Origin of the sequence: Kribbella sp. NBC_01505, from assembly GCF_045040285.1 — a bacterium.
Classification (GTDB): domain Bacteria; phylum Actinomycetota; class Actinomycetes; order Propionibacteriales; family Kribbellaceae; genus Kribbella.
In genome coordinates, this window is the sequence record NZ_CP109425.1 from 2,414,682 (window position 1) to 2,433,796 (window position 19,115).

Consider the following 19,115-nt stretch of genomic DNA (forward strand, 5'->3'; position numbering starts at 1 on the left):
GACCTACCTCTTTCGCTAGCGGCGGCCTGACCGGCCCTGCGCCGGTCAGGATGTGCAGGGCACGAGGGACTTGAACCCCCAACCTTCGGTTTTGGAGACCGATGCTCTGCCAGTTGAGCTAGTGCCCTCTGCAATCCATCAGGACGCTGCACAGGACCTGAACTCGGGCATGCCGAGTCAGGGCCATCAACGCCCGGACTAGAAGAGTGTACGGGTTCCGAGCCACCTGGTCGAACTCGGCCTGTCGGCGTCGTTCTCCCCTGCGTCTGATCCCGCACAGCCCCCGAACCGGACGCCGTACCGCGACCAGAACCATACAGCCTGCACTCGGACACAACGGACCGCACCCCCTCTGTGTTCCCCGGATCACACCGGTCCGGGTCCCGATATTTCCGGCGGCCGCCGTGGGGGGTGCTGCCAGGATGGCGGTATGAGTTCCAGGATCTCGGCGCGGATCGGCGCCATCAGTGAATCGGCAACCCTGGCGGTCGACAGCAAGGCCAAGGCCCTCAAGGCGGCCGGACGGCCCGTGATCGGCTTCGGTGCGGGTGAGCCGGACTTCCCGACGCCGGACTACATCGTCGAGGCGGCCGTCGAGGCCGCGCGGGATCCGAAGAACCACCGCTACAGCCCGGCCGGCGGCCTGCCGGAGCTGAAGCAGGCGATCGTCGAGAAGACCAAGCGCGACTCCGGGTACGAGGTCGAGCCCGCGCAGGTCCTGGTCACCAACGGCGGCAAGCACGCGGTCTACAACACGTTCGCGACCCTGCTCGATCCCGGTGACGAAGTGCTGCTGCCCGCGCCGTACTGGACGACGTACCCAGAGGCGATCCTGCTGGCCGGCGGCGTGCCGGTCGAGGTGCTGGCCGACGAGTCACAGGACTACCTGGTCACCGTCGAGCAACTGGAGGCGGCGCGGACCGAGAAGACCAAGGCCCTGCTGTTCTGCTCACCGTCCAACCCGACCGGTGCGGTCGACAGCCGGGAGTCGGTCGAGGCGATTGGCCGCTGGGCGCACGAGCACGACATCTGGGTGGTCACCGACGAGATCTACGAGCACCTCACGTACGACGGCGTGCAGTCGACGTCGATCCCGGTCGTCGTCCCCGAGCTGGCGGACCGGACCGTCGTGCTGAACGGCGTGGCCAAGACCTACGCGATGACCGGTTGGCGGGTCGGCTGGATGATCGGCCCGAAGGACGTCATCAAGGCCGCCACCAACCTCCAGTCCCACCAGACGTCGAATGTCGGCAACGTCGCTCAGCGGGCCGCTATCGCTGCGCTGACCAACGATCTGAGCGCGGTCGAGGAGATGAAGGTCGCCTTCGACCGTCGTCGCAGGACCATGGTGCGGCTGCTGAACGAGATCCCCGGTGTCGAGTGCCCGACCCCGACCGGCGCGTTCTACGCCTACCCGTCGGTGAAGGGCCTGCTCGGCAAGGAGATTCACGGCCGTACGGCGACCACCTCCGCCGAGCTCGCCGAGATCATCCTGGACGAGGCGGAGGTGGCCGTCGTGCCGGGTGAGGCTTTCGGGGCGCCGGGATATCTGCGGCTGTCGTACGCGCTCGGCGACGAGGACCTGGCCGAAGGTCTCGGCCGGATCGCCAAGCTGCTGAGCTGATTCGTCCGGGGTCCCTGCCCGCCCGGATTTCACCGGTCGGGTAGGGACTCTGTAACCTTCGGTAATGACGCAGCGTGACCTGCGGGTGCTGCCGAAGGCGCATCTGCATCTCCACTTCTCCGGCTCGATGCGGCATCTGACGCTGGTCGAGCTGGCAGACAAACACGGCGTCCGGCTGCCCGACGCGCTGCGTACCGAATGGCCGCCGGACCTGTCCGCGGCCGACGAGCGGGGCTGGTTCCGGTTCCAGCGGCTCTACGACATCGCGCGGTCGGTGCTGCGCACGGAGGACGACGTACGGCGTCTGGTCCGTGAAGCGGCCGAGGACGACCGCGCCGACGGCTCCCGCTGGCTGGAGATCCAGGTCGACCCGTCCGGGTATGCCGGCCGTTTCCACGGCATCACCGAGTTCACCGACCTGGTGCTGGACGCGGCCCGCGACGCGGCGGCCTCCACCGGGATCGCGGTCCAGGTGATCATCGCCGCCAACCGCACCCGGCATCCGCTCGACGCCCGCATCCTCGCCCGCCTCGCGGCGCAGTACGTGGGCCGGGGCGTGGTCGGATTCGGCCTGTCGAACGACGAACGCCGCGGTACGACGTCGGAGTTCGCGCCTGCCTTCCGGATCGCCCGCAACGCCGGCCTGCTCGCAGCCCCGCACGGCGGTGAGCTCTGCGGGCCTGCCACCGTCCGCACCTGCCTCGACGAGCTGGGGGCCGGCCGCATCGGCCATGGTGTGCGGTCCGTAGAAGACCCTGAGCTGCTGAAGCGCGTAGTGGACGCACAGGTCGCTCTAGAGGTCTGCCCCGCTTCCAACGTCTCCCTGGGCGTCTACCGGCACCCCGAGGACGTCCCGCTTCGCCACCTGTACGAGTCCGGCGCCCGGATCGCACTGGGCGCTGACGACCCGTTGCTGTTCGGCTCGCGGCTGGCTGAGCAGTACGAGACGGCTCGCAGCGTGCATGACTTCACCGATGAGGAGCTGGCCGACCTGGCCCGGTCCTCCATCCTCGCCGCCACCGCTCCGCCGGACGTGCAGAAGTCCCTGCTCGCCGACATCGACAACTGGCTCAAGACCCCCGCCACAGTCCCGTCGTACTAAATGAGCGCCTACCTGGCCCGCCACGGCCAGACCGAGTGGAACCGCGCCGGCCGCCGCCAGGGTCGGCTGGACTCACCACTGACCGCACTCGGCGAGCAGCAGGCGCGTCAGAACGCCGCACTGCTGCGTTCTGCCGATATCGCCGCGATCTTCTGCAGTCCGCTAGGACGTGCCCTCCGGACCGCTGAGCTGATCGCCGAGGTGGTCGGCCTGCCGGTTCAGGTGGTCGAGGGACTTGCTGAGCTCGACCATGGTGAGTGGTCCGGGCTGACGTCGGCAGAGATCGATGCGGGCTGGCCGGGGCAACGCGTCGCGCGGTCAGCGGCGAAGTACACGTTCCAGTTCCCGGGCGGCGAGAGCTATGCGGATGCCGACGTACGGATCGAGCAGGTGCTGGCAGAGCTCGACGTACGAGCCGCTCTGATCGTCTCGCACGAGATGGTCGGTCGCTTGCTGGTACGGCGTTTGGCCGGGCTCACCGTGGACGAGGCGATGCGGCGCGATCATCCGTCGGACGTGGTGTTCCGGGTGGCTGACGACGGCCGGATCGATCGGCTGGAGCCCTAGCTGCCGCGCTTCCACCAGGGCTTGGGCTGCTTGCCGACCGCCGTCAGCCAGTCTGACGGCACCGCCCACCCCTTGGCCTGGATCGCATCGAAGAACGCCACCTTCACGCTCTCCGGCAGCCAATAGGTCGCCCGGGCGTGATCAGCCGCCTCGAAATACGTCGTACGCCGCCCCTCGCTCCACACCGTCGCCAGCCGCGAGCAGTGCGCCAGCCGCACGTAGTCCCAACGTGCCTGCGGATCCGCCATGTCGTACGCCCGCTCGGCGCCCTTCCACTTCTTGACCGGCTCCCGATCGATCTCCCCGATCAGCCCCTGCACCAGCGCCCGGTCGTCCGTCATCTCGTCCGGCAACAGCAACCCCGAAGGATCCAGCACCACCGGCCCCAGCCAAGGCCCAGCCACCTCCAAGAACACCTCCAGCAAGGCGAGCCCCTCCTCGCCCCGCTCGAATCGCCCCAACCCAGCCCGCAACGTCGTCACAGCTTCCTCGGCCACCCTCAGACCCTATTTCACCCAGGGAAGCCCCTATCTGCCCCGGGATGCCCCGCGTGTTCAGGCTCAGCAGCCGGCTGGGTGGCCCGGATCTGCCGGGCCGGCTCGACAAAACGTCCCTTTTCCGGCCACGACCGTATTTCCATCGATGCAGATCGGGGCATCGTGGGGCATTCCGGGGCATCTCGGGGCAGATCATCCACAGCAGCGCTTTCCGTGGTCGCAGAGGGTGTTCGCGCACCTACAGTTACCGCCATGCAAGCCGCCAATGACCTGTTGCGCAGCGCACGAGAGCGCACTCCCTCTCGGCGCGCACCCGGTGAACGGATGTCCCGCGTCGAGCTCGCGGAGGCTGTCTGTGCGTGGCTCTGGGACACGACCGAGGTCCGCTACGAGCTCGACGGCCACTACATCGCGAAGCTCGAGCGCGGCGCGGTCCGCTGGCCCGGCGCCGCCTACCGATCCGGCCTGCGCTCCATCCTGAACGTTGCCACTGACAACGAGCTCGGCTTCCTCCCACCACCCGGCACCCCCGCGAACGAGCGGGAGCTGGAGCCGCCGTCCACCCTCGGCCTCGACGAAGAGGTCGGGTATGCCGGCGACGAGTCCATCGCGCTCCTGACCTTCGCCGAGGAGTCGAACGTCGGCGAGCTCACAGTCGAGCAACTGCACGCGGACATCGAGCGAATCGCCCAGCTCTACCTCCACGTCCCCACCAAGCCCTTGTTCGAACGCAGCCGGGCGGTCCGCGACCGGGCCTTCGTCCTCCTGGCCGGACGGCAGTCGCCGCGACAGTCCCGCGACCTGTACGCGGCAGCGGGCTGGGCCATCACCCTGCTGGCCTGGATGTCCGTCGATCTCGGCCGCCCAGAAGTAGCTGAGAGCCACGCCAGGACAGCCTGGGCGTGCGCCGAGGCGGCGGACCACAACGAGCTCCGCGGCTGGATCCGCGCGACCCAGCACACCGCTGCGTTCTGGCAGGACGAGTTCGTCCGGGCCGCCGACCACGCCCAGGACGGCCTGCGCTACGCCGCGGGATCATCTCGCCTCTTCCTGTCCAGCGCGCTCGCGGTCGACCTCGCCCGATCCGGCCGGATCAGTGAGGCACGTGCAGCGCTGGCCGCCGCGCAGGAGGTTCCGGACAGGCCGTCGGTGTCCGAGCTCGGCGGACCACTGCTCTGTACGCCGGAACGCGCGGAAGGCTTCTGGGCCAACGCCCAACTGGCTCTGGGGGATGCGCGCGAAGCACTCGTTCACGCCGACCGCTCGGTGGCCCGCTTCGAAGCGAGACCGCACGCCGTCCGCAACGCAGGCTCCGAACGCATGATCAGGCTCCAGCAGGTCAAGGCGCATCTGACGCTCGGAGAGCTCGACGGCGCCATCATCGCTCTCGAGCCGATCTTCGACACGGCCCTGGAGTATCGCGTCCGGCCGTTGATCCACCGGATGGGCGAGGTCGCCGCCATGACCGCGCCGTACGACCGGGTGGCGAGAGCGCGACAACTCCGCGAGCGCCTCCGGGATTTCATCTATCGCCCCGACCTTCCGGGCCGGCGCATGACGTACACCCCTCCACCCCTTGTGACGAAGGAGTCCTAGCCGCATGTTCGACGACGTCCGCGATCACTGGTACTGGCGTCCGGGCTGGCGGCAGGGTCGCTCGTTCTACACCTGGCACATCACCTTCCAGTACGCCGCAGCGCTCGCGGCACTGCGCGGCAGCTACGACCCGCTGCTGTCCTCGATGCCGGAGCTCACCCCCGTCCCCCGCCAGTGGCTGCACCTGACGCTGCAGGGTGTCGGTTTCGCCGACAAGCTCAGCCCGCAAGAGCTCGAGCCGATCGTCGCCGCCACTCGCCGCCGCCTCGAGTCGGTGGTCCCGTTCAACGTGACCGTCGGACCGGCGACAGCCGGCCTCGAGAGCCTGCGCCTACCGGTCCGGCCGGCCGACGACCTCCGTCGGCTCCGCCTGGTCCTTCGCGAGGCGATCCTCGAAGTCTGGGGCGAGGACTCGCTCCCCGAGTTCCCTGACCTCGACCCACACATCTCACTGGGCTACTGGAACCAGGCAGCGCCGGCCGAACCGCTCCGGAAGCGGATCGCGGAGTTCGGGGAGCACTCCACCCAGCTCTACCTCAACGAGGTCAGCCTGATCGACCTGAACCGCGACCAGCTCTGCTACCAGTGGACGCCGTACGTCACGCTCACCCTCGGCCGGCCGGCCCATGACTGACGACAGCTCGGCCCGCGTGACTCGCGCGCTCCTGGACTACCGCTCCATCTGGACCACCCACGACCTGGTCGAGCTGAGCCAGGCTCCAGCCGCCGACGTCCGTCGAATCATCGACGAACTGCGAACACGATCCCTGGTCGAACGCGGTCGCGGCGGCATCATCGCCGTACCGGACTGGTTCCTCCTCCTCACCCACTGGGCCGCCACCCCGACAGCCGGCCGCTCCTCCCGCTGGAAAGGCACCGACCTGTTCGCTCAGCTGGCTACAAGCCCCATCAGGTACGCCGTCACCGGCACCCACGCGGCCGCATTCTGGACCGCAACCCCAACCACCGCCCCAGCCGTCGTCTACACGCCAGACCACGAAGCCGCCGCCACCGCCTGGCACCTCACCCCGGCCCCCACCGGCAACGTCGTCCTGGTCGAACCCCCGACCGACGCCGTCTACCTCCGCCGCCGAAGCACCCCCACCGGCCTACGCCTGGCCGCCCCCGCCCAAGTCCTGGCCGACCTCCTCAGCGAATCCAACGGAACCCCAACCCCCACCACCCAAGCCCTCGCCAACTGGATGCACAACCACCTCTTCGAATGGCGCTACTAGCCCCAACCCCCGCCAGAAAACAGCAAACCCCCGGCTGTCGTAGCTACACCGAGGGCCAACCTGGCTCACTGACCCGAGGGCCAGAAACCTAAGTCTTTGCTGCGCCCAGCCTACAAGTACCAGCCCCGGCCGCGACTGCTGGCCGGGGCTGTGTCATTCAGAGGGTGCAGTTCACCAGGACTGGTTCGTTGACCAGGGTGATGTTGAAGGCCTGGTGGACCTGGGAGCGGACGTGGGTGGCCAGGGAGAGGATGTCTTTGGCGGTGGCGGTGCCTCGGTTGGTGAGGGCGAGGGTGTGTTTGGAGGAGACGGCGGCGGCGCCGAGGGTGAAGCCCTTGGGGATGCCGGCGTGCTCGATCAGCCAGGCGGCGCTGGTTTTGACGCGGCCGTCGGGTTGCGGCCATTGGGGGGCGCCGGCCGGGACCTCGGCGGTGGTGTCGAGGAGCGGGTTGGTGAAGAAGGAGCCGGCGCTCCAGGTGTCGTGGTCGCCCGCGTCGAGGACCATGCCTTTGCTGCGGCGCAGGGCGAGGACGGCTTCGCGGACCTCGCTCATCGGGGCTCGTGAGTCGGGCTCGACGTCGAGGACACGGGCCAGTTCGGCGTACCCGATCGGGGCGGAGAGGTTGCCGAGCTTCAGCTGGAAGGCGACTTCCAGTACGACGAAGCGCTCCGGCTCGGACTTGAACATCGAGGAACGGTAGGCGAAGCCGCAGTCGGCCGCGAAGATCGTCCGGATCCGGGATTCGGACCGGTCCCAGACGCGGACCGAGGCGATCGTCTCGGCGACCTCGTGACCGTAGGCGCCGACGTTCTGAACGGGCGTCGAACCGGCCAGACCGGGGATACCGGACATCGACTCGAGGCCGCTCCACTCCTCGGCGATCGCGCGCTGGACGACGGCGTCCCAGTCCTCACCGGCCTGGATGTGCACCATCGCGCCGGAGCACGCGTCGGCGTCGACCTTGATCCCCAAGGTCGCGATCTTGATCACCGTGCCACGGAAACCGTCGTCGCCGATCACCACGTTGCTACCGCCGGAGAGCAGCAGCACGGGCTCCCCGGCCGCGTCGGCGCCGCGGACGGCGCTGATCAGCTCGTCCTCGGTGGTCACCTCGACGAGCTTGTCGGCCGGTCCACCGATCCGCAGGGTGGTGAAATCGGCCAGCGGCGCCTGGGTTCTCACGAGACGCGCACGACCGCCCGCGACCGGCCGAGCACTTTCTCGCCGCCGAAGACGGCGGTGATGTCGAACTCGGCGAGCCCGTCGGCAACCTTGTCGGCCTTGGCCGAGAACGTCACCTCGGCGCCGTCGGCGTCATCCGGTACGACGACCGGCTTGGTGAACCGGACGCCGTACTCGACCAGGTCGGCCGGGTCGTCGAGCCAGTCGGTGACCACGCGGGCCGCGGAGGCCATCGTCAGCATGCCGTGCGCGATCACGCCGGGCAGGCCGAGGGCCGCCGCCATCCGGTCGCTCCAGTGGATCGAGTTGAAGTCGCCGCTGGCACCGGCGTACCGGACCAGGTCCTCGCGCCGGAACGTCACGGTCAGCGAGGGGAGGACGTCACCCGCGGAGATAGCCTTCATGAGTCCGCCCGGTTGTGCGAGATCGTGGAGGTCGAGGTGGCGATCGGCTCACCGTCGACCGTGGTCAGGGCGGTCTCGTACATGATCACCTCGACGTCACCGGCCTTGCGGACGGTGGTGATGGTCGCGGTCGCGGCGATCTCGTCACCGGCCTTGATCGGGCGGGTGTAGCTGAACTTCTGCGCGCCGTGCACGATCCGGTCGAGCCGCAGCCCGAGCTCCTCGTCGTTCAGCAGCTGGTCCAGCGCGCGGCTGCCGAGCATGAACGCGAACGTCGGCGGTGCCACCGCGTCGTCACCGGTGTACGCCGGGTTGTCGTCGCCGATCGCGGCGGCGAACTCCCGGATCTTCTCCCGGCCGACCTGGTAGCTCTCGGCGGCCGCGTAGCTCCGGCCGACCATCGTGGCGTCGATCGTCATGGGTCCAGAGCCTACTGGCAGACTAAGACACCCGGAGCCGCCACCCGGGAACCGTGCGACCCGACTGGGGAAGGTTGAACGTGACGGCAGTAGCGGCGCTGGCCAGGTACGCGCCTCGGTACAAGCTGGAGATCGGTACGCCGAGCGGCCCGGAGTGGCTGCGGGTGGACAGGATCCTGGAGCAGGACGGTCCGGAGCTCACAGAGCTGCTCAAACGCGACCATGACGCGAGCGGACACGTCTCGGAGCACGCCAACGCGCTGAGCCTGATGTCCTTCTACGCAGGGCGCGCACCGGCGGCAGCACTGCTCCTCTGGGCCCTTGAGGGCCACGTGCTCGACGTCCGGCCGCAGAACGTGTGGGTAAGACCACACGACGGCCATGGCCTGGCCGCAGTCGCCATCCGCTCCGCCGACTACCTTCCGGGCGGTCTGGAGACCCTGTACGACGTCGTGCTCCGGCAGCACCTGCTTCCGCTGTCGGACGAACTGCATCGCCGGACCAGAGCCGGATTGCGCCAGGTGCACGGCGGAGTAGCGGCCGGCTGTGCCATGGCGTTCTGCGCGGCGACTCGGGAAGAGGAGACGATCGACCCGGCGTTCCTGCTGGAGCGCTGGCAGACCTTCGTGGCGAAGGCGCCGGGCGGGCTCGACAAGCTGGGCGACGTGGAGCCGGCCGGCGGGAAGCTGGTCTACCTGCGGAAGACCTGCTGTCTCTACTACACGAGCGAGGTCGGCGACGGCGCGCTCTGCGGCTCGTGCTGCCTGACCCCGCGCGACGAGCGACTGGCGGCGTACGAAGCGGGCCGGCCCATCATCTCGGTCTAGCTTAGATCTCGGTCTAACTAGGATCTCGGTCCAGCCAGGACAACGCAGTGCTGAAGACAAAGCGAAGGCCGCCCCGGTTTCCCGGAGCGGCCTTCGCGAAAGACTGCTGAGGTCAGCGGGTCTCACGGTGGTCCGTGTGGTCGTTGCAACGCGCGCAGTACTTCTTCATCTCCAGACGATCCGGGTCGTTACGCCGGTTCTTCTTGGTGATGTAGTTGCGCTCCTTGCAGACCGTGCACGCCAGCGTGATCTTCGGGCGGATGTCGGTTGACTTAGCCACTACTGCCTCTTCTGATCAGGAGTGCGCAACTTGGGTGATCGCACTCTCAGGTACTGCGTTGGTGGGTAGCGGGGGCGGGAGTCGAACCCGCGACACCACGATTATGAGCCGTGTGCTCTAACCACCTGAGCTACCCCGCCGGGTGAGTTCGTCAACTCATCCGGAGAACCGGATGAGTTGTCGATCTTCGAGCCCCTTTACGGAATCGAACCGTAGACCTTCTCCTTACCATGGAGACGCTCTGCCGACTGAGCTAAAGGGGCGGGCCGAGGAGAGAGATTACACGGTCTGCCGCCTCGATGTGAAATCGAGCCGGGCGCACTGTGTGCCCCCCTCTGTCCGACTCAGAAATCATACCGGGTCCCGGGTAGTGCTTTTGACCAACCCCCGATGTCGAGATCGGCGACCCTGCTTCGTCGTACAAGAGAGAACACCGACCGAGGAGAGGACGATCAGATGACCGCGCTACCGACAGTGGTCCCGGCCGAAGAGTGGGAGAAGGCCCGGGCCGAACTACTGGCCGCAGAGAAGGCGGCGACGCGCGTCCAGGACCAGCTGGCAGCCCAGCGACGGCGACTGCCGATGGTCCGGTTCGACGACTACACCTTCGAGTCGGCGACCGGCCCCGTCACGCTGCTGGAGCTGTTCGGCGACCAGCAGCAGTTGGCGCTCTACCAGTTCATGGACGCCGGCCCGGAGCACTTCTGTCCTGGCTGCACGGGCTTCACCAGGAACGTGCCTGACCTGACCGGGCTGGCCCGCCGGGGCGTGGCCTGGGCCACCGTCTCGGACATGCCCCTGGCCCAGATGACGGGCTACTGGGAGCAGATGGGCTGGACCGTCCCGCATGCCTCGTCGGCCGGTACGACGTTCTCCGCCGACTGTGGCGCCGGCGGCGGCTTCCTGCTCAGCCTGTTCCTCCGCGACGGCGACACCGTCTACCGGACGTACTCCACCGGCTCACGCGGTGTGGACCGGGTGCTGTTCGAGAACAACATTCTCGACCTCGCGCCGTACGGCCGGCAGGAGGAGTGGGAAGACTCCCCTGCCGGCTGGCCACAGCACCCGACGTACGGCTGAAAAGTGCAGGCGTCTAGTTCCACACCCGCGAGGGGTACGACGAACGCAGTACCGGCATGACGTCTGTGACGAAGGTCTCCACCGAGGCGCGGTTCTCGGCCTCGGGGAGACCCGGCACCTCCAGTGAGACGCCGGACAGCTCATGCCCGAACGCCTCTTGGTAGCGGCCGAACTTGTCGATCACCTGCTCCGGCGACCCCACTAGCACAGACCCCTGCTCGAGGAAGTCCTCCAGCGTCTTGAACGGGAGCTGGTTGTGCCGCGCACCAGGTGAGTCCATGAACGCGTCGAAGATCGGCCGGTAACCGTCCAGCGCGTCCTGTGAACTCTTGCGGACGTAGAGCCCGTTGAACCCCGCTCCGACCACCGCATCGGCCGGATCGCGGCCGTACGCCTCCCAGCGCTCGCGGTAGTGCCGGATCAGCCCGGCGTACTTCGCCAGCGGGTGGAAGCCATTCGCGGAGAACAGCGGGTCGCCGAAGCGCGCCGCCAGCTCGGTGGACTCCTCGGACGAGGCAGACCCGTGCCAGAGCGGGATCCCATCGGGTCGGAACGGCCGCGGTTGCGTGGTCGCGTCGACCAGCTCCGGCCGGTACTGCCCAGACCAGCTCACTCCGGTCTCGCGCAGCAACCGGCGCAGCAGCTCGTACTTCTCCCGGTTCCGGTCCCACTGCCCGTCCAGGTCATACCCGAACAACGCGTTCTGCTCCGGGTCGTTGCCCTTCCCGATGATGATGTCCAGGCGGCCACCGGACAGCTGATCCAGCGTCGCGTAGTCCTCCGCCACCCGCACCGGGTCCAGCAGCGACAGCACAGTCACTGTGGTCAGCAACCGGATCCGCGACGTCACTGCGGCCAAGTAGGCCAGCACCACCGGCGGCGACGACGAGATGAACCGCTGCGCGTGCCGCTCGCCCACGCCGTACCCGTCGAAGCCCAGCTCCTCGGCCCACTGCGCCTGCCGGACCACATGCTGAAAGCGATCGTGCGTCGTCAGCTGCTCACCACTGATCGGGTCCGGCGAGTTGTCGATCAGCGTGTACGTACAGAACTTCACCGGAGCTTCTTCTCGCCGGCCGTCACCGGTAGTCCGAGCCGGTTGCCGGTCACCGGCGCAGGGCAGGTTCCGTAGGCAGTGAAGGCGAACGGCAGGTTGATCGCCCGGTTGAAGTCGATCAGCACCGACCCGTCGCGCTCCAGCACCCCTGTGGTCACACTGCGCCAAGGCGCGGTCTCTGAGCCGTTGGTCGCGTCATGGAACGACAGTGCGAGCCGTCCGTCCGACACAGCCGTCGCCACTAGCTCGTACGCCGAGTCGCCCAGCGCGAGGTGGACCGTACCGACCGCACTGACGTGCTGACGCAGGTCATCGCGCGCAGTGGCCACCTCCACCCGCTCCGGAGCGCCGTACGGCGTGAACCAGCCCCGCACCGCCCACTCCGGATTCAGCGGGTACGAGGGTACGCCGGTGAACCCCTGTCGAGTCGCAGCGCCCGGATCCCGCTGACGGACGGCGTACCGGCCGCCCCGCAGCACCAGCTCGACCAAGCGGTTGCCGAACAGCAGCCAGCTGAGCGAACCAGCCTCAGCGACCGTCGCCGAGGTGGCGTGTACCGGCGAACCGTTCAACGTCAACGAGCCGTCCGAGGTCACATGCGCTCGCCCATCGGCCACCCACCACTCTCCGGGCAGACCGTCCAGCGCACGAGGCTCCGAGGCGAGCCAGTCGAACCCGACGATCGACAACCAGCCGTAGTCCGTGTTCAGGTCCTGCTCACGCGCCGCATGCCACGTGTGCCAGTCCTGCTCCAGATCCGAGACGACAGTCATGAGGCCAGGTCCTTCCGGGATTCACGGTGGGCGATTTCGGAGCGGACCAGCGGGATGACGTACCGGCCGAAATCCACCGCGTCGTCGTAGATGTCATAGCCACGCGCGGAGAAGATGCGGATGCCCAGGTCGTAGTAGTCCAGCAGCGCAGCGGCGATCGTGTCCGGTGTTCCGACCAGTGCGGTCGAGTTGCCACCGCCGCCGGTCAGCCCGGTCGGTCCGGTCCATAGCGCCCGGTCGTGCCGGTCTCCTTCCGCCACAGCCTTCAACAGGCGTTGCGAACCAGCGTTCTCCGGTGTCTTGGAGCGCAGACGCTCTCGCGGCGACGGCGTACCGGCCTGGACGTCCTTGATCCGGCCCAGGATCCGCTCGGCCTTCTCCCAGGCCAGCTCCTCGGTCGGGGCGATGATCGGCCGGAAGGCGATCTGGATCGTCGGCCGGTCCGCACGCCCGGCGCGTGCCGCCTCGGCGTCGATCGTGGCCAGCTGTTCGCGCGTCCCGGCCAGCGGCTCACCCCAGAGCGCGAAGATATCCGCCTCGGCCGCACCGACCGCGTACGCGGCGGCCGACGAGCCACCGAAGGAGATCCGCGGCCGGGGCTGCTGCAGCGGCTTGATGTCCGCGACGAACTGCTCGAACTGGTAGTGCTTCCCGTTGAAGTCGAACCGCTCGTCCGAAGTCCAGGCCTGCTTGAGGATCTGGATGAACTCCTGCGTCCGTCCGTACCGGTCGTCCTTGCTCAGGAAGTCGCCCTCGGCTGCCTGGTCCGCGGTCGACCCGCCGGTGATGACATGCACCTCGAACCGCCCGCCGCTGATGTGATCAAGCGTTGCGAAGGTCTTGGCGGTCAGTGTCGGGTAGGCGACGTTCGGCCGATGCGCGACCACCAGGTTGATCCGCTCGGTCCGCCCCGCGACGTACGCCGCGACCTGGGCCGGATCGGGCGACCCGGAGTGGTACGCGAACAGGATCCGGTCCCACCCGTTGTCCTCGTGCGCGCGGGCCAGCTTGGCGGTGTACTCCAGATCGAGGGCACCACCGGTGCGCGGCTCGACCTCACTGGCCGGGTTGGTCCCGGCGATGCCCAGGAACTCAACTGGCATGGCGTTCTTCCTTCCGTACGGCGGGTGCTAGCGAAGTGAGCAGATTCCGGGCGACGGCGTCGTTCTGCCGGAAGCCGGGACCGTTGAAGTGCGGACGTGAGAAGCCGGACGACCCGGCCGAGCCCGAGACCGACGGGCCGAGCAGGAACAGTCCGGGATGCACAGACCCGTCGGCACGGATCGCGCGGCACTGCCCGTCGGCCTTGAGCAGACCGCCACCGAGACTCGTCCCGTCGGCCGCGAACAACTCGTCGGCCGCGAGCGTCCCGTCGTCCAACAGGCCACGCAGCAAGGGATCCGTCGCAGCCAGTACGTCGGGCCGCGGCAACCGGGCCTCGACGAAAGCGCGGGCCTGGATCGCACCGGCCACTGCCGGGGACCGCGCGACGAACCGATCGTTGTCGATGGCAACTTCCAGGTCGGGCCCGGCGAACCGGACGATCCCGGCCCGGTGCAGAGCGAGCAGCTCCTCGAGCCGGCGCGGCGGCGGTCCGCTGGCGACGAACGAGAAGAACCCGTGCCACTCGGTCTCGACCCGCCGAACCCGGTCCTCATCGGACAGCCTGCCTTCGGTGATCGCGACCGACAGCACGCTGTAGATGCTCAGCAGCGCGTTGAAAACCGCCAGATCGGCCGAGTGCTCCGGGCTCGCCCGCCGGAGCAGGTCGTTCTCGATCAGCTCGGTCAGGAACTGCTCGAACGTGTACCAATCCTCGAAGAACCGTCCATGCAGCGGCCGATCCACCGCCGACCGGACGAATCGATCCTGCGGATCCGGTACGGCGGTCGCCACCGCGGCCACGAATTCCGGTGCGTCGGGCAACGACCGGTCGAGGACATCGCGGAAGAGCGTCCACTCCCAGCGGGTCCGTTCGGGGTGCGCGGTGAACAGCTGCTGGTAATGCGCGAAGGCCAGTTCCTTGTCGATCAGTGGTTGCAGCTGACTGTCGAAGTCGAGCACACCATCGCCCAACGCATCGAGCGCGGCCTTGGTCAGGTAGCGGGTCGGCACCGGCCTGGCGCCGGCCACGGTGTAACCCAGTTTCGCGTGGTACGGAACGCCGCGCCGCGAGCCGACGTACAGGATCGGCTCGGCGCCGGACGGGTGGTAGGTGAGGAGCCCGTCACGTTCGTCGTACCAGCCGCCGCGGGCCTCGGTGAGCAGGACCATCAGGTCGATGAAGGCCTGGCCGAAGCCGCGGACGATCACGCGCTCACCTGGTTGCAGGTCGCCCAGATCGACGTCGGCGGTGTAGCCGGGTGGGATGTAGGTGAGACCAGCAGCCTCGGCCTGCGCGGCCCACGCGGTCTCCGATGCCGTCGGCAACCGATCGAGGTAGCCGAGCGCCAGTACGACGAGGTCCGCTTGAATTTCCGTGCCCGAGGCGAGGACCACGCGCCGGTCCGGGGTCAGCTCGACCGCGCGCTCGAGATGCGTGGTCACCGTGGCCGGGAGGTCACGGACGACCCGGTCCCAGACCCAGGACAGGTACTCCGCCTGGACCAGTCGTGGCGGGAAGTCCATCGGCCCGGGCTGCTGAATGCCGGCTCGTTCCAGGATGGTCGCGCCTGCACCGGCCACCCAGGTGGCGAGGTCCGGACCCGGGCGGATCGGGCCTTCGCACTCGACCGATTCGTCGGTGAAGATCGTGACGTCCGAGGTCATCGAGTTCATCCAGAGCAGCCGGGACTGTTCACGTCGCCAGATCCGACCGCCACCCGCGGGGAACGGATCCACGACATGAATCTCGACCGGCCCGTCGCCGAGCAGCTCACTCGCGTTGGCCGCGAACCGCTCGAGCAGGCCGACCGTTCGTGGGCCACCGCCGACGAACACCACAGTCGGCCGGCGATGGATCGTGCTGACCTGACTCATCGGTCGAGCCCGAGGTGGCCGCGGAGCGTCGTACCGGTGTATTCGGAGCGGAAGACACCTCGTTCGCGGAGCAGCGGGACGACCCGGTCGACGAAGTCGTCGAGGCCGCCGGGCGTCAGGTGCGGGACCAGGACGAAGCCGTCGGCGGCGTTCTCCTGGACGTGGTGATTCATATCATCGGCGACGGTCTCCGGGGAGCCGATGAAGGTCTGGCGGTTCTGCTGGTTGATCACCGTCTGCCGCAGTGACCAGTTGTTGGCCTCCGCCGCCTCACGCCATTCCTTGACGATCGATGCCGGGTCGTTGAAGCCGGTCCGGCCTTGGGTGACGTTCGAGCCGATCACCGGATCTTCCTTCGGGAGCGGACCGTCCGGGTCGTACGAGGAGAGGTCGCGTCCCCAGATGAGTTCCGCCAGGACGATCGCGGTCGGCCCGGAAACCTGCTGTTCACGGATGTGGCGGGCTTTCTCAACCGCGTCGGCATCCGTGTCGGCGACGACGACCGTCACCGCGGGCATGATCTTCAGCGATTCTTCGGTGCGGCCGTGCTTGGCCAGGCGGTCCTTCACGTCCTTGTAGAAGGTCTGCCCGGCCGCGAACGAACCGTGCCGGCTGAAGATCACATCCGCTCCCGAGGCCGCGAAGTCGCGACCCTGGTCGCTGTCGCCGGCCTGGATCACGACCGGCCGCCCCTGCGGAGACGGGGGCAAGCCGAACCGGCCCTGGATGGTGAAGTGCGCGCCGTCGTCCGCGAAGGCCCCAGTGCCTTCACGGGCAAAGACGCCCGCCTCCTGATCCAGCACCAGGTCCTCGTCGGTCCAGGCGTCCCACAGCTTCCGGACGATCCGAAGGGATTCCTGCGCGCGGATGTAGCGGTCGGCCTTGTCCAGGTAGCCACCGCGGCGGAAGTTCTCACCTGTGAACGCGTCCCAGGAGGTGACGACGTTCCACGCGGCGCGACCGCCCGAAAGGTGGTCCAGAGTGGCGATCCGCTTCGCCAGTTCGTACGGCTCGTTGAACGTCGAGTTGACGGTCGCGGCGAGCCCGAGGTGCGTGGTGACGGCGGCCAGCGCGCTCAGCACAGTCAGCGACTCGGGGCGGCCGACGACGTCGAGGTCGTGGATCTGACCCTTGACCTCACGCAGCCGCAGTCCCTCGGCCAGGAAGAAGAAGTCGAACGTCCCGCGCTCAGCCGTCGCCGCAAGGTGCTTGAACGACGCGAAGTCGATCTGCGAACCGGACTCCGGGTCGGCCCAGACGGTGGTGTTGTTCACCCCCGGGAAGTGCGCCGCCAGGTGGAGCTGCTTAGTCATCGCACACCCTCCGCGTACCGATTGGCCGGCCGCGTCAGCCCAAGCCTGTTACGTAACGTCGTTCCAGGACGATCCGCCGCCGTCTGGATCAACGGCAGCAGCCGATCAGCAATCACCGGGACGTCGAGCTCCAGCGAAGCGGGCCTGAAGTGCACCCCGTCCACCCCAGCCGCCTGCCACTCCCGAACCAGGCTCGCCAGCCCTTCAACCCCACCCACGTAGTCGAACGCCCCACCCACAGCCCGCCGCTCCGCAGCAGCCAAATCCTCATCAAGCAGTACGCCGACCGAAACCAGCACCCGAGGTCCCCCGCTCCCCGCCGCCGGCTCCGCCCCATTGGAGCGGCTCGCCCCAAGGCTTCGGATCGCCGCTACACGCTCTGCGAGGTTCTCGGCACCGGGCAGGAGCACGAGCTCGGCATCTGCCGCCGACTCGAGCGCCTCTGGCGTGTTCACCCGGACGGCGGTGATCGGGTGGCCTTGTGGGGGTCTCGGGACGATCGACGGGCCTTTGATGGTGAAGGTGGGGCTTTCGTAGTCGACGTAGTGGAGGCGGTCACGGTCGACGAAGCGACCAGTGGGGGCGTCGCGGATGATCGCGTCGTCGTCCCAGGAATCCCACAGCCGGCGGCTGACGTCGACGACGTACCGGGCTTCGCGCCAGAGGTCTGCGGCCGGAGCCGGTTCACGGCGACCGATCACCACCGCGGCCTCGGCGGACGTCGACACGTCGGCGACCCAACCGCCGCGTCCGGCGGAGACGTAATCGAGCGTCGCGACCGAGGCCTGCACGTGGAACGGTTCGGTATGGGTGACCGTGATCGTCGGCAGCAGCCCGATCCGCGAGGTAGCCGGCGCGATCCGAGCCGCCAACCCCAGCGCATCCAGCCGCACGCTCACAGCACCGGCCGCATCCGACGGCGCCTCCAACGTGTCCACGAAGGTTGCGATGTCGACCCCCGCCGCCTCCGCACGCTGAACCGCGCGCAACGCCAACGACCCCGTCAGGATCGCCCCCGGATCAACCTCCGGCCCGCGCCACGCCCCCGGATGTCCACCCGCACCATCGATCTCAACAGCGGTGATCAGTCGACCCACCGCGCGGAGCGTGCCAATGTGCACAGTCATGAGGCCACCTTCAGAGCGAGTGTGAGGTTCTTCGTGAACGGCAGCGGGCCGATCGACTCCGGATCGGCGTCGACGTCGAACTGCGGTTCGAAGCCGACGGACCGGTAGAGCGCCGCGGCCTCCGGCTGGCGGGGACCCGTGGTGAGGTAGAGCTTGCGGTAGCCGAGATCGACCGCCGCCTGCTCCAACTCCGCGAGTACTCGGCGACCGAGCCCCTGCCGCCGATGCAGGTGCGAGGTCCACATCCGTTTCACCTCAGCCGTCTGATCGTCGTACCGGCGGATCGCTCCACCAGCCACCGTCTGCCCGTCGTACCGGAGAAGGACGAACGCTCCCCCGCTGTCGGCGTGGAAGTCGGTCGGCGGGACCTCGGTGAGCTGCGTGTTCTCGTTGGTCCGGCCGTAGCGAGTGCTGTATTCGACGACGAGATCCGCGAGCAGCGGCGCCGCCTCAGGGTCCTCGGGCCGAGCCCGCAGCACCTCGATCGCCGCAGCCTGCACCGGCGGGCTGTCGACCGCCTCACTGCCTTCGACCGCAGCCAGGAACGCTTCAGTCACCTGGTAGAGCGGCACCGACGCGACCTGATCGAGCAGTACGCCGCCCCCGTCGTACAGGTTGATGTGCGACGACAGCACGAACCAACCCTGAGTGATCGCGCTCGGCCCGAGGCTCGAGAGCACGGGCCGCAGCGCGTAGTCGATCACCAGCACATGCGCCGGCGTCCCACCCGTTGCCAACGGCAACACTGTCTTGCCCTTGAGCGCGTACTGCGGCAGCAGGTCCAGGAAGACCTTCAGCAGACCGGCGTACGCCGCCTTGTACACCGGAGTCGTGACGACGACGGCGTCGGCCGACTCCAGGGTCTTGATCGCGGCCGCGATGCCGGGATCGTCGGCGTCGCCGTGCAGCAACGGCGCGGCCGGCAGGTCGCGGAGCACGATGGGGGTGACCTCGTGCCCGTGACTGATCAGACGCTTGGTGACGTATTCGAGGACGGCGTCGGTCCGGGACGGCACCGACGGGCTGCTGGAGATCGTTGCGATGGTCGCCAT

Annotated in this window: 20 protein-coding genes and 3 tRNA genes; 8 read left to right on the forward strand and 15 right to left on the reverse strand. The window is 68.2% G+C overall.

All coding sequences use genetic code 11. The annotated features are described in order from the left end of the window. Window positions 1-55: 55 nt before the first annotated feature. A tRNA-Trp gene (locus OG474_RS11245) sits at window positions 56-128 on the reverse strand. Window positions 129-430: 302 nt separating this feature from the next. Here OG474_RS11245 and OG474_RS11250 point away from each other — a divergent pair. The 3 genes from OG474_RS11250 (at window position 431) to OG474_RS11260 (ending at window position 3,293) form a co-directional block, all read left to right on the forward strand. After that, window positions 431-1,624, forward strand: a complete 1,194-nt coding sequence (locus OG474_RS11250) for a pyridoxal phosphate-dependent aminotransferase (protein WP_405062189.1) — start codon at window positions 431-433, stop codon at window positions 1,622-1,624. A 64-nt stretch (window positions 1,625-1,688) separates the two neighbouring features. Next, the gene (locus OG474_RS11255) at window positions 1,689-2,726 is read left to right on the forward strand and encodes an adenosine deaminase (protein ID WP_405062190.1); all 1,038 of its coding nucleotides are present in this window, start codon (window positions 1,689-1,691) and stop codon (window positions 2,724-2,726) included. Further along, window positions 2,727-3,293, forward strand: coding sequence for a histidine phosphatase family protein (locus OG474_RS11260; protein ID WP_405062191.1), 567 nt, complete (start codon window positions 2,727-2,729; stop codon window positions 3,291-3,293). On the opposite strand, the gene OG474_RS11265 is transcribed toward OG474_RS11260, so the two are convergent. Continuing rightward, window positions 3,290-3,790: a hypothetical protein gene (locus tag OG474_RS11265; protein WP_405062192.1), complete on the reverse strand. Its 501-nt coding sequence runs from the start codon at window positions 3,788-3,790 to the stop codon at window positions 3,290-3,292. The two genes, OG474_RS11260 and OG474_RS11265, sit on opposite strands and share 4 nt — an antisense overlap. Before the next feature lie 252 nt (window positions 3,791-4,042). Between OG474_RS11265 and OG474_RS11270 the strand changes: the two genes are divergently transcribed. From OG474_RS11270 to OG474_RS11280, 3 genes are read left to right on the forward strand one after another with little or no spacing between them, the layout of a single operon-like run. Next, window positions 4,043-5,386 (forward strand): hypothetical protein, encoded by a 1,344-nt coding sequence (locus OG474_RS11270; protein ID WP_405062193.1) that lies wholly within the window; start codon window positions 4,043-4,045, stop codon window positions 5,384-5,386. A gap of 4 nt (window positions 5,387-5,390) precedes the next feature. Continuing rightward, on the forward strand, window positions 5,391-6,020 hold the full coding sequence (locus OG474_RS11275; protein ID WP_405062194.1) for a 2'-5' RNA ligase family protein: 630 nt from the start codon (window positions 5,391-5,393) through the stop codon (window positions 6,018-6,020). Beyond that, window positions 6,013-6,621: a hypothetical protein gene (locus OG474_RS11280; protein ID WP_405062195.1), complete on the forward strand. Its 609-nt coding sequence runs from the start codon at window positions 6,013-6,015 to the stop codon at window positions 6,619-6,621. The genes OG474_RS11275 and OG474_RS11280 overlap by 8 nt, the downstream gene beginning before the upstream one ends. 157 nt (window positions 6,622-6,778) lie before the next feature. Here the strand turns inward: OG474_RS11280 and OG474_RS11285 are convergent, their stop codons facing one another. Genes OG474_RS11285 through OG474_RS11295 form a run of 3 tightly spaced genes read right to left on the reverse strand, consistent with a single transcriptional unit; the run spans window position 6,779 to window position 8,627 of the window. Further along, window positions 6,779-7,804 carry a UDP-N-acetylmuramate dehydrogenase gene (locus OG474_RS11285; protein WP_405062196.1) on the reverse strand — a complete coding sequence of 342 codons (1,026 nt, stop codon included), beginning with the start codon at window positions 7,802-7,804 and terminating at the stop codon, window positions 6,779-6,781. Continuing rightward, window positions 7,801-8,208 (reverse strand): MaoC/PaaZ C-terminal domain-containing protein, encoded by a 408-nt coding sequence (locus tag OG474_RS11290; protein ID WP_405062197.1) that lies wholly within the window; start codon window positions 8,206-8,208, stop codon window positions 7,801-7,803. Before OG474_RS11290 ends, OG474_RS11285 begins: the two co-directional genes overlap by 4 nt. Continuing rightward, window positions 8,205-8,627, reverse strand: coding sequence for a MaoC family dehydratase N-terminal domain-containing protein (locus tag OG474_RS11295; RefSeq protein WP_405062198.1), 423 nt, complete (start codon window positions 8,625-8,627; stop codon window positions 8,205-8,207). The genes OG474_RS11290 and OG474_RS11295 overlap by 4 nt, the downstream gene beginning before the upstream one ends. An 80-nt stretch (window positions 8,628-8,707) precedes the next feature. Here OG474_RS11295 and OG474_RS11300 point away from each other — a divergent pair, with 80 nt between their 5' ends. Continuing rightward, window positions 8,708-9,454: a hypothetical protein gene (locus OG474_RS11300; protein ID WP_405062199.1), complete on the forward strand. Its 747-nt coding sequence runs from the start codon at window positions 8,708-8,710 to the stop codon at window positions 9,452-9,454. Window positions 9,455-9,566: 112 nt separating this feature from the next. On the opposite strand, the gene rpmG is transcribed toward OG474_RS11300, so the two are convergent. The 3 genes from rpmG to OG474_RS11315 form a co-directional block, all read right to left on the reverse strand. Next, complete coding sequence (rpmG, locus tag OG474_RS11305; RefSeq protein ID WP_012923742.1) at window positions 9,567-9,734, reverse strand: 50S ribosomal protein L33; 168 nt, start codon at window positions 9,732-9,734, stop codon at window positions 9,567-9,569. A 66-nt stretch (window positions 9,735-9,800) separates the two neighbouring features. Continuing rightward, a tRNA-Met gene (locus OG474_RS11310) sits at window positions 9,801-9,874 on the reverse strand. Between the two features lie 50 nt (window positions 9,875-9,924). Beyond that, window positions 9,925-9,997, reverse strand: a tRNA-Thr gene (locus tag OG474_RS11315). A 193-nt stretch (window positions 9,998-10,190) separates the two neighbouring features. On the opposite strand from OG474_RS11315, the gene OG474_RS11320 reads away from it, so the two are divergent. Next, window positions 10,191-10,814, forward strand: a complete 624-nt coding sequence (locus OG474_RS11320) for a DUF899 family protein (RefSeq protein ID WP_405062200.1) — start codon at window positions 10,191-10,193, stop codon at window positions 10,812-10,814. Between the two features lie 13 nt (window positions 10,815-10,827). Here the strand turns inward: OG474_RS11320 and OG474_RS11325 are convergent, their stop codons facing one another. Genes OG474_RS11325 through ssuE form a run of 7 tightly spaced genes read right to left on the reverse strand, consistent with a single transcriptional unit; the run spans window position 10,828 to window position 19,115 of the window. After that, the gene (locus OG474_RS11325; protein WP_405062201.1) at window positions 10,828-11,871 is read right to left on the reverse strand and encodes an LLM class flavin-dependent oxidoreductase; all 1,044 of its coding nucleotides are present in this window, start codon (window positions 11,869-11,871) and stop codon (window positions 10,828-10,830) included. After that, window positions 11,868-12,644 carry a DUF1684 domain-containing protein gene (locus OG474_RS11330; protein ID WP_405062202.1) on the reverse strand — a complete coding sequence of 259 codons (777 nt, stop codon included), beginning with the start codon at window positions 12,642-12,644 and terminating at the stop codon, window positions 11,868-11,870. The genes OG474_RS11325 and OG474_RS11330 overlap by 4 nt, the downstream gene beginning before the upstream one ends. Continuing rightward, window positions 12,641-13,747 (reverse strand): LLM class flavin-dependent oxidoreductase, encoded by a 1,107-nt coding sequence (locus OG474_RS11335; RefSeq protein WP_405062203.1) that lies wholly within the window; start codon window positions 13,745-13,747, stop codon window positions 12,641-12,643. The genes OG474_RS11330 and OG474_RS11335 overlap by 4 nt, the downstream gene beginning before the upstream one ends. Continuing rightward, window positions 13,737-15,623, reverse strand: a complete 1,887-nt coding sequence (locus OG474_RS11340; RefSeq protein WP_405062204.1) for an FAD/NAD(P)-binding protein — start codon at window positions 15,621-15,623, stop codon at window positions 13,737-13,739. Before OG474_RS11340 ends, OG474_RS11335 begins: the two co-directional genes overlap by 11 nt. Beyond that, a complete protein-coding gene (locus tag OG474_RS11345; protein WP_405062205.1) occupies window positions 15,620-16,936 on the reverse strand; it encodes an NtaA/DmoA family FMN-dependent monooxygenase in 1,317 nt (438 codons plus the stop codon). Before OG474_RS11345 ends, OG474_RS11340 begins: the two co-directional genes overlap by 4 nt. After that, window positions 16,933-18,063 (reverse strand): LLM class flavin-dependent oxidoreductase, encoded by a 1,131-nt coding sequence (locus OG474_RS11350; RefSeq protein ID WP_405062206.1) that lies wholly within the window; start codon window positions 18,061-18,063, stop codon window positions 16,933-16,935. Before OG474_RS11350 ends, OG474_RS11345 begins: the two co-directional genes overlap by 4 nt. Further along, complete coding sequence (gene ssuE, locus OG474_RS11355; RefSeq protein WP_405062207.1) at window positions 18,060-19,115, reverse strand: NADPH-dependent FMN reductase; 1,056 nt, start codon at window positions 19,113-19,115, stop codon at window positions 18,060-18,062. Before ssuE ends, OG474_RS11350 begins: the two co-directional genes overlap by 4 nt.

Bases quoted from the DNA above. Each gene is read 5' to 3' on its own strand.
- ssuE (WP_405062207.1), bottom strand. From the start codon at position 19,115: ATGGCGACCATCGCAACGATCTCCAGCAGCCCGTCGGTGCCGTCCCGG.
- OG474_RS11275 (WP_405062194.1), top strand. From the start codon at position 5,391: ATGTTCGACGACGTCCGCGATCACTGGTACTGGCGTCCGGGCTGGCGG.
- OG474_RS11295 (WP_405062198.1), bottom strand. From the start codon at position 8,627: ATGACGATCGACGCCACGATGGTCGGCCGGAGCTACGCGGCCGCCGAG.
- OG474_RS11350 (WP_405062206.1), bottom strand. From the start codon at position 18,063: ATGACTGTGCACATTGGCACGCTCCGCGCGGTGGGTCGACTGATCACC.
- OG474_RS11250 (WP_405062189.1), top strand. From the start codon at position 431: ATGAGTTCCAGGATCTCGGCGCGGATCGGCGCCATCAGTGAATCGGCA.
- OG474_RS11255 (WP_405062190.1), top strand. From the start codon at position 1,689: ATGACGCAGCGTGACCTGCGGGTGCTGCCGAAGGCGCATCTGCATCTC.
- OG474_RS11290 (WP_405062197.1), bottom strand. From the start codon at position 8,208: ATGAAGGCTATCTCCGCGGGTGACGTCCTCCCCTCGCTGACCGTGACG.
- OG474_RS11270 (WP_405062193.1), top strand. From the start codon at position 4,043: ATGCAAGCCGCCAATGACCTGTTGCGCAGCGCACGAGAGCGCACTCCC.
- OG474_RS11280 (WP_405062195.1), top strand. From the start codon at position 6,013: ATGACTGACGACAGCTCGGCCCGCGTGACTCGCGCGCTCCTGGACTAC.
- OG474_RS11320 (WP_405062200.1), top strand. From the start codon at position 10,191: ATGACCGCGCTACCGACAGTGGTCCCGGCCGAAGAGTGGGAGAAGGCC.
- OG474_RS11340 (WP_405062204.1), bottom strand. From the start codon at position 15,623: ATGAGTCAGGTCAGCACGATCCATCGCCGGCCGACTGTGGTGTTCGTC.
- OG474_RS11260 (WP_405062191.1), top strand. From the start codon at position 2,727: ATGAGCGCCTACCTGGCCCGCCACGGCCAGACCGAGTGGAACCGCGCC.
- OG474_RS11345 (WP_405062205.1), bottom strand. From the start codon at position 16,936: ATGACTAAGCAGCTCCACCTGGCGGCGCACTTCCCGGGGGTGAACAAC.
- OG474_RS11335 (WP_405062203.1), bottom strand. From the start codon at position 13,747: ATGCCAGTTGAGTTCCTGGGCATCGCCGGGACCAACCCGGCCAGTGAG.
- OG474_RS11330 (WP_405062202.1), bottom strand. From the start codon at position 12,644: ATGACTGTCGTCTCGGATCTGGAGCAGGACTGGCACACGTGGCATGCG.